4 protein-coding genes are annotated in these 15161 nt (G+C 46.5%); all 4 read left to right on the top strand.

The annotated features are described in order from the left end of the window. The first annotated feature begins 592 nt into the window (after positions 1-592). A complete protein-coding gene (locus OO184_RS23400) occupies positions 593-1141 on the top strand; it encodes a VOC family protein (protein WP_265381228.1) in 549 nt (182 codons plus the stop codon). Between the two features lie 21 nt (positions 1142-1162). Further along, the gene (locus OO184_RS23395) at positions 1163-2455 is read left to right on the top strand and encodes an aminotransferase-like domain-containing protein (protein WP_265381227.1); all 1293 of its coding nucleotides are present in this window, start codon (positions 1163-1165) and stop codon (positions 2453-2455) included. Positions 2456-2695: 240 nt separating this feature from the next. Continuing rightward, positions 2696-3844, top strand: a complete 1149-nt coding sequence (locus OO184_RS23390; RefSeq protein WP_265381226.1) for an alpha-hydroxy-acid oxidizing protein — start codon at positions 2696-2698, stop codon at positions 3842-3844. 1493 nt (positions 3845-5337) lie between these two features. Further along, positions 5338-15161: non-ribosomal peptide synthetase (locus OO184_RS23385; protein WP_265381225.1), on the top strand; the 9824-nt coding region annotated here is incomplete at its 3' end.

Genomic DNA, 15161 nt, shown 5'->3' with positions numbered 1-15161 from the left:
CTGTAGCGGAAAAGATGTCTACTATAGCAACTGACCTTCTGAAAAATTGTATTTATTAGTCGAATCTACCATCTATAAGTATTTCTTGTGGAGTAGTTGGCAAAAAAGAGACAGAGTTAGGGAAAAATAACCATTGTTTGGTGTAGTGTATATTTCAGTTTTTCAGGTGCGGTATAAGTACTTAACACATTAAGCTAATTTTGGAAAGGTCTTTATACTCAATTCAGGGGTACTTTGACCAGTGTACTTATCTGATGCTGTGATATTCATATTAATAAACTTACTTATCGGTTTCTGACAAAAAGCTGGGATAAAGAACAGAGTATTACGTTCGATGAACTAGCAAGATGCTCCCTAGTGATTGCTAGTATATTGCAGAGAAAACAACAGCTAATACATGAACGATTGCTTGTAGCAACTGAATCCGGTATTCCGTTTCTCGTGGTGTTAATGGCCTATCTTTTCACGGGAGTTGTGGCAATTTTCTGTACAGCTTGAAACATTGCTATCAGATGTTGATGCGTTTGATTCTCCTAGTAGTTAAGGGGGGATGCTCGGCGTTTTAAATTGGATGTTCCCAGAGATACTAAGCATGGGAATATATTACTTTAACTTTAACTTTCTGATAAAGATTATGACCGAAAATCACATTTCCCTCACAGGGATAGCGAAGAAATATAAAAAGATTGACCACCTAGCTATTGCAGTTGTGTCACTGGATAAAGCGTTGAGCATGTATGTGGAGATGCTTGGTTTTACCCTTGTGGAACGTCGAGTAACAAAGGGCGTAACCACCGCGATGGAATCCGCAATTTTACAAGGAAATGGCTATACGCTGGTACTATTACAGGGCACAGAATCGCAGTCTCAGGTGACACAGTACGTTGAACAATATGGGCCTGGTGTTCAGCATGTTGCTTTTGAGGTGGAGAACTTGGAAGAAGTCGTAGCCGAATTAGAGGAAAACGGCATTGAATTTTCCACGCAGATTATTAGGGGGGGTAACTTGAAACAAATTTTCACCAAACGTGACAGTGAGTCAGGAATGATGTTTGAGTTTCTTGAGAGGCATGGTGAAGGATTTGAAGAAGAGAATATAAACAACTTGTTCCGGCAGTTGGAAAAGACACAACAAATTTAATAACAGTAACAGGAGACACTTATGCCACTGGCAATAGAAGCAAGCGACCTGGCTTTTCAGGAGCACGCTGACCTGAACACGATGTGTTTTCTCAATGAAGTCATAGAGCGATATCCTAATGCGATTTCGTTTGCCTCTGGTCGTCCCTCAGAGATTAATGCTCGGCCGGAAAAATGGTCGCAGTATATTGCGCTGTTTTCCCACTATCTGGCCGGAGCGCGTAATAAAAGCCATCAAGAGATTGGTAACTTGCTTGGACAGTATGGCGATACACGCGGCATTATTAATCCATTGATCGCTAAGCAGCTATATCTTGATGAGGGAATTACGCTGGAGCCGGAAGAGATTTTGGTCACTAATGGTGCTCAGGAAGGGATGGTTATCTGCCTTGATACGCTGTTCTCCCCAGCGCATGATGTATTACTGGTGACAGATCCAGCTTATATTGGTATTACCGGTGCGGCCAGAATCAAAGGCATTGACGTGGTGTATGTTGAGTGCGATAGCGAGGGGCCGATTATCTCTGCATTGGAGTACAGCATCAATAGCATCGCTGCATCAGGAAAGCGTGCACGTGCCATCTACACTATTCCTGATTTTTCTAATCCTTGTGGCAGAACCATGTCTTTGGCACGGAGAAAGGAATTACTAGTTTTTTGTTATGCACGAGCATTGTTTGTTTTAGAAGATAGCCCTTACCGTCTGTTTGATTATACGCATCACCAACAACCGACACTGCTTGCCTTGGATAACGAAGCAGTGGTTATTCATATCGGTACTTTTGCCAAAACACTATGTCCAGCGGTGCGTATTGGTTATTTGATTTGCCGGGCTCACGTAAAACGGGGGGAGCTGGCTGTACCGCTGATTAATGATATGACCCGTGTGAAAAGCTTTATTTCCGTAAATACCGGGCAAATTGCTCAGGCTATTGTGGGAGGATTCCTGCTGGAGAACAATTGTTCATTAAAGCAAATCACGCAGAGTATCAGTGAACACTATCGGGCAAAACGGGATCGATTACTACACAGCCTGACGTGTTTCTTTGCTGAAAAAGAGCCTATTATCTCATGGGATATGCCTAATGGCGGCTTTTTTCTCAACCTGAGTCTACCTTTCAACCTGACTATGCAGGATATTGAGCGTTGTGCTGCTGAGTTTGGCGTGATTGTAGTTCCAACGTCGATATTTTCCAATTCAGATTGTTACAACAATGTACTCAGACTTTCTTTCAGCTATGTTGAATCTGACCTGATTGAAGAGGGTGTGCGTCGATTGTCCTGCTTTATTGCCGATCGGAGGAAAAACTCATGAGATGAGAAGAGCTGTTTCTTGTCCGTAGCATTATTAACCCAGAGGGAATAAATGAAGGTAAGCCAGCCAGTATTGTCACTGATAAAGAAGGGCATATCGTTTTCAATTTGATCCATAAATCGTTGGGTGGGGGAACCTGAACCGCCCACTTTGACGCAGCTTAAACAGCATAAAGTGAATCTTTTAATACATGGCAACGGGTTGAACAGACTGAACATGACTACCTTGCACAGAAATCAGATGAGCAACAAATTACTTAACGTGGCGGATTACCGCACTTTGGCGAAGAAAAAATTACCAAAGATAATTTTTGACTACCTAGAGGGCGGTGCGGAGGATGAAAAAGGGCTACGCTATAATCAGCAGATTTTTGATCGCTGGCGTTTTATACCCCATCGATTAATTGACGTCAGTAAAAGGGATATTTCATGTACTTTGTTTAATAAGGTATGGTCAGCACCTTTTGCTATTGCTCCTACTGGGCTTAATGCCACTTTTCGGCCAGATGGCGACTTGATTCTTGCCCGGGTGGCAGCGAAAGAGAACATTCCTTTTATACTCTCCAGTGCGGCGAACATGACAATTGAAGATGTGGCTAGACAGTGTGACGGAGAAAAATGGTTCCAGCTTTATGTAGTATGTCCCGAACTGGCAGAACAGATGGTGAAGCGGGCGTTGGCCTCTGATTACACCACTTTGGTAATTACCGTTGATGTTGCGGTTAATGGTTATCGGGAGCGGGATATACGTAACCAGTTTTGTCTGCCTTTGCGCTATCGTCCCGCCATGCTGCTTGACGGCTGCCTTCATCCAGGCTGGTTGCTGCGCTTTTTATGTAACGGAATGCCTCAATTGGCGAATTTCGTCATGACGGAGAACATAGGCGTAGATGTTCAGGTCGCAGTAATGAGTCGACAAATGGATGCTAGCTTTAACTGGCAAAGCTTGGAACAGTTGCGAGCTTTATGGCCACATAAGCTCCTGGTGAAAGGGCTTGTCCGACCAGAGGATGCTAAAAAATGTATTGAACTGGGGGCTGATGGTGTGATCCTGTCCAATCACGGTGGGAGACAGCTTGATGGCACACTTTCCCCAATGGAAACATTAAGTGCCACGGTACAGGCAATGTATCAACCTGTCTTGATCGATAGTGGCTTCCGTCGAGGATCTGATATCGTTAAAGCGTTGGCTCTGGGAGCAAATATGGTGTTGCTGGGAAGGGCTGTGTTGTATGGCCTTGCAGCGACTGGTGAACAAGGCGTCAGTGAGGTGATCCGTTTACTAAAAGAAGATATCGAACGTACATTGGCACATATAGGCTCCCCTTCAATCAGGGGGTTGACTCCCGCTTTTGTTCACAATTGTTGGCAGTTTGCAACGGTCAAATAAAACCGGACACCGTTATAAATGATGAGAAGATAAGACCTTCTCATCGCTTATGGAGCAACGGGCTTTCCGTTTTTAGGTGCTATAAGAATCTGTGGGAATATATTTGGAAAACTTACGGTTTTGTTCTTGCGGCTCTACCGCCGAGCACCTCAATCTGACGGAAGGATGCACAGGCAATGCGTTCTGAGATGATTTCCCGCATCTTCGCTATTGTATTTTGGCTCAATTTAGCGAAAATCACGTCACTGAGTATGCGGCAGGCTATCGCCAATATAACCAGAATACTGAAGTACCAGACGAGTGAGGAATAGTTATTGTTGGAGGTTGTCAATACTCTGTTTAGTAATGTGACCAATGAAGCGCTAAAAATATCATTGGCAATGCTGCCAGAGGTAGCGTTGGAAAGTGTCCAGCGCTAACAATATAAAAGTGTGAATAAAATCTGTTTGATTGTCGAATATTCATTTATCATCCCATAAATTGGTGTGTAACTAAGTGGAATGGGGTATTTGAGTAAAATTAATCGATACTTTATGAAGTGAAGTAAGATAATTCCCTAATGTAGGACTGTGATTATGAATCATATTTACTTTGTAATCCTATATTATTATGGTTGAATTTATTAACTAAATAATTAATTTGATAAAGTAGATAGTTTGATAATAAATAAAAATCTAAAATGATGCATTTAACTAATAAATGCAATTTTTTATAAGAGCTAATTTACTATAGTGAGTATCTGACCTCCATAGGAGAATGCATTATGGTTTATACACAATCAAGCGAAGCAGAAAGATAACAGGTTTTGAAAAAATCGGTTTTTCATAACCATTTATAGATACTATATCTTTTATGAATTATTTTGTTGCTTATAAATCGATATGACAAACAAGTTATGAGTTTTTTTGTGTCTGTTTTTGTGATTTTTATTATTTCATATTAAATGATTATTTTGATGTGTTGTTTTAGTGTGATTCATGTTTGTTATTTGAAAGTTCATGGTGATTTTTAAATATAAAATAATATTTGTTTGGAATTAAATTCCTGTTGATTATCTAGGTGTTTTTTTATTCTTATAACGTTTTTTTAGAGTTTATTTCTTGCTAATTTAAGGTTATGTAATTTAATATAAATAATCAGTGAAACTGAAAAAAATTCGTGAGTTAGCCAAAACAGTTACAGGCTAGAATGAATTAATAATTTTCGTTCGACAGAAAGTACTGCCATAGCAAAGTCTATTTTCATAACCCAGTCTTATATTGGAAAAGTGGAATTAGTGTGTAATGTCTGATTCTGGGAGGGTTTGAAATAAGTGATTGAAAAATAAATAATCTTAACTAATTTTAGGGACGGATTTATTACCATTGATAACGTGCATATAAAATTTCGTCTTTCTTTTATCACTTTTATCATGCGCTTCGGTTTTTAAATTTTCGGTACTTGGTGATCTTTCTATCGCTGTGTCTTTGACTAATTAATATAAGGAATTAGTAATGAAAAACGATAAGATGGTAACTCCACAAACCAAACGTGAAAACGCGTGTTCATCGGAATCACAACAAAAAATGTGGTCAGTTCATCGTATAAAAGATCGTTCTGAAAACTACCATGTATCGACATCTTATAAATTGGTTGGTAGTTTAAATGTTGAACTATTTCACCAAGCATTAAATATTTTATTTATCCGTCATGATATATTATGTGAAACTTTGATTGATGATAACTCGTTTCTAATCGTTAATACTCTGAGTAATAATAATTCATTCCCTCTTCTAATCTCTGACCTTCGTGCCGTTGATGAGCAAGAAAAAAGGATTGCTCAGATTATTGATGATACACTAAATACCCCTTTTGATTTTGCCAGAGAACCATTATTAAGAGCTTGCTTATTACATCTGAATAATGACGAATATATATTTTTATTAAATCAACATCCGGTTATTGCCGATAATTTCTCTGTTAGCATACTAATTAATGAATTATGTGTTATTTATAATGATCTATTGAATCATCGAACGGTTTCTTTACCGCCAGTTACACAATACTCTGCTGATTATATCGCTTGGCAAAACCATTATCTGACTGAAGAGCAGCTATCAATACAGAGTGAGTATTGGCGGAGGCAGCTTAATGATATTCCTCCCTTATTAACTTTACCGACAACGTACCCAAGGCTGAATAATTTACCGTCAAAAGGAGATATTTGTGCGTTTACGCTTAATGAAGACTTAACCAATCAGCTTAAGCAGATTAGCCAAGAGCAGGGAATAACCTTGTTAATGATTGTCATGACGGCTTGGGCTATTGTGCTTCATCGTCTTTCAGTACAAGACTGTATCGTCATTGGTACTCCTTTTGCTAACCGAAATAGTAAGGAAATAAAGAATGTAGTAAAGCCATTTGCCAATATTTTACCGATACGAATTGATATTGATGATGATTCCACGATTGAAGAACTATTTGTGCAAGTCAGTAATACGATGATGAATGCGCAAGATAATCAGGATATTCCTTTTGAATGTCTTGTTGAAGCTATCAATCCTGAATATGATGTCGCTTATTCCGCTATTTTTCAAGCACTCATTACTTGGCTGGATTGTTACGAAAATGAGTGTGAATTTGAAGGAATCAAAATATCTCCGATTGATTATCATTCAAATACAGTAAAAGTCGATCTCGAATTATTTATGCACCAGCGAGGTGGTAAGATTATCGGGGGAATAAGTTATGCGACAGCGCTATTTGATAAACCAACTATAAAGCGCCAGCTAAATTACTTTCTTATCGTCTTGCACACCATGGCGAAAAATGTCACTCAGTGTATTAAAGAGATCGATATTCTACCAGCAGATGAACGAGAGCTATTGCTGAATCAATGGAATGACACAGCAGGGGATTACCCATCAGAATATTGTATCCATGAACTACTTGAGCGACAGGTGATAAAAACCCCGAATGCTCCTGCGTTGGTGTTTAATGGTCATATCCTGAGTTATGCTGAATTGAACCAGCAGGCTAACCGATTAGCACATCGGTTGATTGCTGAAGGAGTGGTTCCGGATAGCCGAGTGGCAATTTGTGTTGACCGAACGCCACTGATGGTCATCGGTTTATTGGCAATTTTAAAAGCAGGCGGGGCTTATGTTCCACTCGACCCTAATTACCCATCAGCACGTCTTCACTATATTCTTGATGATGCCAGCCCTGTCTTGCTATTACACGATGATATTGGTGCAGATAAGTTGAATGGCATCTCCGTGGCAAAGAAACGGCTGGATATAAATGCAGTCTTGGCGGAAGGCATTGAGTTATCAGCAGATAATCCCTGTGTCATGGGGCTAAATTCACGTAATTTGGCCTATGTTATCTACACATCAGGTTCAACCGGCAATCCGAAAGGCGTGCAAAATGAACATCGTAGTGTGATGAATCGTTTATATTGGATACAGCAAACTTATCAACTCACACCTGATGATGTCGTGTTGCAAAAGACTACGTTTAGTTTTGATGTTTCTGTTTGGGAGCTGTTTTGTAGTTTTATGAGTGGTGCCAAAATGGTGTTGGCGACTACAGAACAACAGAAAAATCTCTCTCAGTTGATTGAGTTAATCAGCCAAGAGAAAGTAACCACCCTTCATTTTGTGCCTTCGGTGTTGACCACCTTCTTAAAAGAACCTGATTTGACCCGTTGTTTAACGCTAAAGCATCTGTTTTGCAGCGGCGAAGCGTTGCATCCTACCACAGTGAAACATTGCCAGGCATTGATGCCTTGGGTCAGACTCTATAATTTATATGGCCCGACTGAAGCCGCGATTGATGTAACTTATTGGCATTGTCCTGATAATTTTGAGGGGCAAGTTGTGCCAATTGGCAAGCCAATTACCAATTCCCGTATTTATTTATTAGATAACCAACAGCGGCCAGTCCCTTTAGGCGTTATTGGTGAATTGTATATTGGTGGGGTTGGCGTTGCTCGCGGTTATCTGAACCGACCGGAACTGACTGCTGAATGTTTTCTGGCCGATCCTTTTCATTCAGAACTTGATGCTCGCATGTATCGTACTGGCGATTTGGCTCGTTACGATCGTGACGGCAACATTGAATATATTGGGCGTAATGACCATCAAGTTAAAATACGTGGTTTTCGCATTGAATTAGGTGAAATTGAAACTTGCCTTGAAACCCATTCGACAGTGCAGCAAGCGGTGGTTATTGCCCATGAAGGAAGCAGAGAGGATAAACAGCTGGTTGCTTATGTGGTCTTGGTGCAGGGTAACGAATCTGATCAGGCTACGGCGGTGCTGCGCCAATATCTACTGTCTGTGTTGCCCGAGTATATGGTACCGGCTGCTTTTGTGATGATGGCGGATTTTCCCTTGACGCCCAATGGAAAACTTGACCGCAAGGCACTGCCGACACCGGATGCCACAGCGTATCAACGCCAGCATTATCAGCCCCCTCAGGGTGAGATTGAAATCTTGCTGGCAGAGATGTGGAGCCAGTTACTAAGTATCAATCATATCAGCCGTTTTGATAATTTTTTTACTCTTGGTGGACATTCTCTATTAATCATGCAGTTGATGAGATTGTTGCGGGACAAATGCTATATCGTACAGTCTGGCGCTCTGTTTTCAAGACCGATATTGGCAGAGCAAGCAACTTTACTAATAAAAATAGATGATGCTTTTGCTGTTCCTCCGAATTTAATAACAGTGGAATGTAAACGTATCGTCCCTGAAATGTTGCCTCTGATTAATATAGAGCAAGCAGATATTGATAGGTTAGTCAGTCAGGTACCGGGTGGACTCACCAATATTCAGGATATTTATGCGCTATCATCGTTGCAGGATGGTATTTTGTTCCACCACTTACTGGCAGAAGAAGGTGATCCATATCTGTTGACCCGTCAGATAGCTTTTGCTGATCGCTCTCTGATTGATCGTTATCTGGTAGCGGTTCAACAAGTGATCGAACGTCACGATATCCTACGTACAGCCTTTATCTGGCAGGGACTATCAATCCCGGCTCAGGTAGTTTTGCGTCAAGTGTCTTTGTCTGTGACTGAATTGATATTGAACCCAGCTGATGGCTCAGTTTGTGACCAATTGGCTCAACGTTTTAATCCTCGCCACTATCGTCTTGATTTGGGTCAGGCACCGCTACTGCGTTTTGTCATAGTGCGGGAGACCAGCGGGCGCTGGCTTTTACTGCAACTCATGCATCATTTGATTGGTGATCAAACAACGCTGGAAATGATGAACAGCGAAGTGCGAGCGTATCTTACTGGGCAAGAGAACAGATTGCCCATTCCGGCACCTTTTCGCAATCTGGTGGCTCAGTCCCGACTAGAGCACAGTCAAAAGGAACATGCCCGCTTCTTTACTGACATGCTAGCGGAGGTGGATGAACCGACGTTACCATTTGGGGTGACGGAAGTATACAGTGATGGTTCGCAAATTGTGGAATTTCATCGGATGCTAGCGGCTGAATTGAATGACCGCTTGCGTGATCAGGCCAGATGTTTGGGCGTAAGTTTGGCCACACTGTGTCATCTGGCTTGGGCACTGGTGTTGTCACGCATTAGCGGGCAGAAACGGGTGGTATTCGGCACTGTGTTGTTTGGACGTATGCAGGCGGGGGAAGGTGCTGATAGCGGGATGGGATTGTTTATCAATACTCTTCCTCTGCGGTTGGATATCGACGAAACTCCAGTACGGAACAGTGTTTGGGTAGTGCACTCTCGGCTGGCTGGATTGCTAGCGCATGAACATGCCTCACTGGTTTTGGCTCAACGTTGCAGTAACGTAGCTAATGGTATGCCATTGTTCAATGCACTATTGAATTACCGACATAATTCCCCGTTGACGGCTTCAGATGAACCCCTAAATGGTATTGAATTCCTTGGTGATCAGGGAAGCACTCATTACCCGTTTGCTCTATCGGTGGAAGATTTTGGCGAAGCATTGAGTTTGACGGTTCAGGTGGTACAGCCGTTTGACTCGGAACGGATATGCGGTTATATGCAACAGGCGCTGGAAAGTTTGGTGGAAGCGCTTGAACAGACACCGAATGTGCCAGTAAGAGAACTAGAAATCCTGCCAAAAACTGAACGTACGTTATTGCTAGAAATTTGGAACGCGACTGAAACCACATACCCTGATTCATTGTGTATTCATCAGTTGTTTGAGCAACAGGTGGAAAAAACGCCAAAAGCGCTGGCATTAATCGCGGGAGATAAGTCCCTGAGTTATAGGGAACTGAATATCTGTGCTAACCGGCTGGCTCGTCAGTTAATCGAACAGGGGATTCGTCCCGGTGATCATGTTGCGCTCCTGTTAGAACGTTCGACAGAACTGGTGGTGGCTCAATTGGCGGTGCTTAAAGCCGGTGCGGTTTACGTGCCGGTTGATCCCGATGTGCCGGATGAGCGGAAAAACTGGCTGATAAGTGATTGTGCCGCCCGGTTGTTGCTCACCGATACACGGGCGGAAATCCCGGCCGGTCTGGCTGTGCCGCTGTTTCGTTTCCCAGATGAGAAAAGTACGGACAGCGAGCAGGATGGTATCAACCCTGACTTACCGCGTTCCAGCACTGAGTTAGCGTATATCATGTATACCTCCGGTTCGACCGGGATACCTAAAGGTGTCTTAGTACCACATCGTGCGGTGGTCCGGCTGGTGATCAACAATGGCTACGCTGAAATTGAACCGGATGATCGAGTGGCCTTTGCTGCTAACCCGGCTTTCGATGCCAGCACGTTTGAAGTCTGGGCACCGTTGCTTAATGGTGGTGCGTTAGTGGTTGTTGATCACGCCACTTTGCTGACGCCGCTAGAGTTTGTACAGGTTTTACAGGTTCAGCGAATTACTGCTCTGTGGTTGAGTGCTGGATTGTTTAACCAGCTGGCAGTGGAATTGTCTCCTGTTTTTCCGCAGATAAAGCTGCTGATTGTCGGGGGCGATGCCCTTGATCCGCATGTCATCGGTCAGGTACTGAGCACGAATCCGCCACAACAGCTATTAAATGGTTATGGCCCGAGTGAAGGTACCACTTTTACGACAACGTACCGTATCGATGCATTAGCCCCGGGAGCAACCCACATCCCGATTGGCCGGCCAATCGCCAATACGCGGGTTTATCTGTTAGATGCTGAGAGGCAGCCAGTACCGCTGGGGGTGACCGGTGAGATTTATATTGGCGGAGACGGGGTAGCCTGTGGCTATCTGAACCGGCCTGAGCTGACGGAGGAACGTTTCCTGGTCGATCCGTTCAGTGATACCCCGGATGCACAGATGTACCGTACCGGGGATTTAGCCCGTTACCTGCCGGACGGTAATCTGGAATTCCTGGGCCGTAACGACCAGCAGGTTAAGATCCGCGGTTTCCGCATTGAACCGGGGGAAATTGAAGCCCGGCTGATGGACTGCCCGGCGGTGCGTGAGGCCGCGGTATTAGCCCTGGGGGATGGGCCGGACAAACGGCTGGTGGCCTATGTGGCGGCGGAAGCGGAGGACGGGCTGGTGAACAGTCTGCGCGCGCACCTGAGCACGCTTTTACCGGATTATATGGTGCCGGCGGCGTTTGTGCGTCTGGAGGCGTTTCCATTAACCCCGAACGGTAAGCTGGATCGCCGGGCATTGCCGGTACCGGATGAGGCCGCTTTTGCCCGTCAGGCTTATGAAGCGCCACAAGGGGAGACAGAAGCGGCCCTGGCGGCCATTTGGCGAGAGTTGCTGGGCATTGAACACATTAGCCGGCATGACAATTTCTTTGCCCTAGGCGGTCATTCCCTGCTGGCAGTACGGATGATGGAACTCCTGCGCCATCGGGGGCTGACGCTGGCGGTACGCGACCTGTTTCAAGCACCGGTGTTATCAGACCTGGCGCAAACACTGGGGCAGCACCGGGCAGTGGTGGTGGTGCCCAACCTCATCACCCCCACGACAACCACTCTGTCCCCAACGATGCTGCCGTTGGTTAACTTAACCCAGTCTGACATTGACTTTATTATCAGACAAGTCCCGGGCGGACTCGCTAATATTCAGGATATCTATGCCTTATCACCGTTACAGGATGGCATCTTATTCCATCATTTACTGGCCGATAAAGGCGATCCGTATTTGCTGGTCAGTCAGATGCGTTTTGCTGCCCGGTCTCTGCTGGAACGTTATCTGGCGGCGGTGCAATGGGTGGTTGACCGGCACGATATCCTGCGCACGGCGTTTATCTGGCAGGGAGTATCTGTGCCGGCTCAGGTGGTGTGGCGTCAGGCCCCTTTGTCAGTCACCGAGCTGACGTTAAATCCGGCTGAAGGCGCAGTCAGTGACCAGCTGGCTCAACGTTTTGATCCACGCCTGTATCGTCTTGATTTAAATCAGGCACCATTGTTGCGTTTTATGGTCGCGCAGGAAGCGGACGGACGCTGGTTAGTCCTGCAACTGATGCATCACTTAATCGGTGACCATACTACGCTGGATGTCATAAATAATGAAGTACGGGCGCATCTTACCCGTCAGACAGACAGCCTGCCTGCGCCGGTCCCTTTCCGCAATCTGGTGGCACAAACCTGCCTTGGTATTAGCCAGGCAGAGCATACCCGGTTCTTTAGCGAGATGCTGGCAGAGGTGGAGGAGCCCACGCTGGCGTTTGGATTGACGGAGGTACACCGTGATGGTTCGCAGGTAACGGAGTCCCATCGGATGCTGGCACCGGAGCTGAGTGATTGCCTGCGCAGTCAGGCCCGGCGTTTTGGGGTCAGTCTGGCGGCCCTGTGTCATCTGGCCTGGGCACAGGTGTTATCGCGTACCAGTGGTCAGGAGAAAGTGGTGTTCGGGACCGTCCTGTTTGGACGGATGCAGGCGGGAGAAGGCATAGAGAGTAGCACAGGATTATTTATCAACACGTTACCATTGCGACTGGATATCGATGATACCCCGGTGCAGGAGTGGGTGCGGGAAACACATCACCGGTTAGCGGGATTGTTGGCGCACGAACATGCTTCACTGGCGTTGGCCCAGCGTTGCAGTGGAGTCGCCAGTGGAACACCGTTGTTTAATACGCTGCTGAACTACCGGCATAATGCCCCGTTGACAGCTTCAGATGAACCCCTGAAGGGTATTGAATTGCTGGGCACACAAGAGCGGACTAACTATCCGTTTGCCCTGTCGGTGGAGGATTTCGGGGATGCACTGGGGCTGACGGCGCAAGTGATACAACCGTTTAACCCTGAACAAATATGTGGTTATATGCAGCAGGCATTGGAAAGCCTGACTGAGGCGCTGGAGCAAGCACCGAACAGGCCGAGGCCGGTCAGGGCATTGGAAATTCTGCCGGAAACAGAGCGGACCTTATTGTTAAAAACCTGGAACGCGACAGAGACCGCGTACCCTGATTCATTGTGTATTCATCAGTTGTTTGAGCAACAGGTGGAGAGAATGCCTGATGCCACAGCACTCATATATGAGGAGCAGACACTCAGCTATGCTGAACTGAATGCCCGGGCTAATCGGCTGGCTCGTCAGTTAATCGAACAGGGGATTTGTCCCGGTGATCAGGTTGCGCTCCTGTTAGAGCGTTCGACAGAACTGGTGGTGGCTCAATTGGCGGTTCTTAAAGCCGGTGCGGTTTACGTGCCGGTTGATCCCGATGTGCCGGATGAGCGGAAAAACTGGCTGATAAGTGATTGTGCCGCCCGGTTGTTGCTCACCGATACACGGACGGAGATCCCGGCTGGCCTAGCTGTGCCGCTGTTTCGTCTTTCGGATGAGAAAAATACGGACAGCGAGCAGGATGGCATCAATCCTGACTTGCCACGTTCCAGCACTGATTTAGCGTATATCATGTACACCTCCGGCTCCACCGGGACACCAAAAGGGATCCTGGTGCCGCACCGCGCCGTGGTCCGGCTGGTCGTCAATAATGGCTATGCGGAAATCGGACCGGATGACCGGGTCGCCTTTACGGCAAATCCGGCTTTCGATGCCGGCACGTTTGAAGTCTGGTCACCGTTGCTCAACGGTGGGACGCTGGTGGTTATCGATCACACTACATTATTAACGCCGCCGGAGTTAGTCCGGGCTTTACAAACCCACCACATCACGGTGCTGTCGCTGGTTGTCGGGTTGTTTAACCGGCTGGCAGCGGCGTTATCCCCGGCTCTGCCACAGATAAAGCTGCTGATTGTCGGGGGCGATGCCCTTGATCCGCATGTCATCGGTCAGGTACTGAACACCAGTCCGCCCCAGCGATTATTACAGGCTTATGGCCCGAGTGAAGGTACCACCTTTACGACAACGTACCGTATCGAGGCATTAGCCCCGGGAGCAACCCACATCCCGATTGGCCGGCCAATCGCCAATACGCGGGTTTATCTGTTAGATGCTGAGAAGCAGCCAGTACCGCTGGGAGTAACCGGTGAGATTTATATTGGCGGAGACGGGGTAGCCTGTGGCTATCTGAACCGGCCTGAGCTGACGGCGGAACGTTTCCTGGTCGATCCGTTCAGTGATACCCCGGATGCACAGATGTACCGTACCGGGGATTTAGCCCGTTACCTGCCGGACGGTAATTTAGAATTCCTGGGCCGTAATGACCAGCAGGTTAAGATCCGCGGTTTCCGCATTGAACCGGGAGAAATTGAAGCCCGGCTGATGGACTGCCCGGCGGTGCGTGAGGCCGCGGTATTAGCCCTGGGGGATGGGCCGGACAAACGGCTGGTGGCCTATGTGACGGCGGAAGCGGAGGACGGGCTGGTGAACAGTCTGCGTACGCGCCTGAGCGCTCTCTTGCCGGATTATATGGTACCGGCGGCGTTTGTGCGTCTGGAGGCGTTTCCATTAACCCCGAACGGTAAGCTGGATCGCCGGGCATTGCCGGTACCGGATGAGGCCGCCTTTGCCCGTCAGGCTTATGAAGCCCCGCAGGGGGAGACAGAAGCGGCCCTGGCGGCCATTTGGCGAGAGTTGCTGGGCATTGAACACATTAGCCGGCACGACAATTTCTTTGCCCTGGGCGGTCATTCCCTGCTGGCAGTACGGATGATGGAACGCCTGCATCATCGGGGGCTGACGCTGGCGGTACGCGACCTGTTTCAGGCACCGGTGTTATCAGACCTGGCGCAAACACTGGGACAGCACCGGGCGGTGGCGGTGCCGCCCAACCTCATCACCCCCACAATAACCGCGCTACTCCCTGCGATGCTGCCGTTGGTTAACTTAACCCAGTCTGACATTGACTTCATTATCAGACAAGTCCCGGGCGGACTTGCTAATATTCAGGATATCTATGCCTTATCGCCGTTGCAGGACGGCATTTTATT

Source organism: Photorhabdus aballayi, from assembly GCF_026153155.1.
Classification (GTDB): Bacteria; Pseudomonadota; Gammaproteobacteria; order Enterobacterales; family Enterobacteriaceae; genus Photorhabdus; species Photorhabdus luminescens.
The sequence above is the reverse complement of the archived record's forward strand: the minus strand, read 5'-3'. Positions and strand labels throughout refer to the sequence as shown.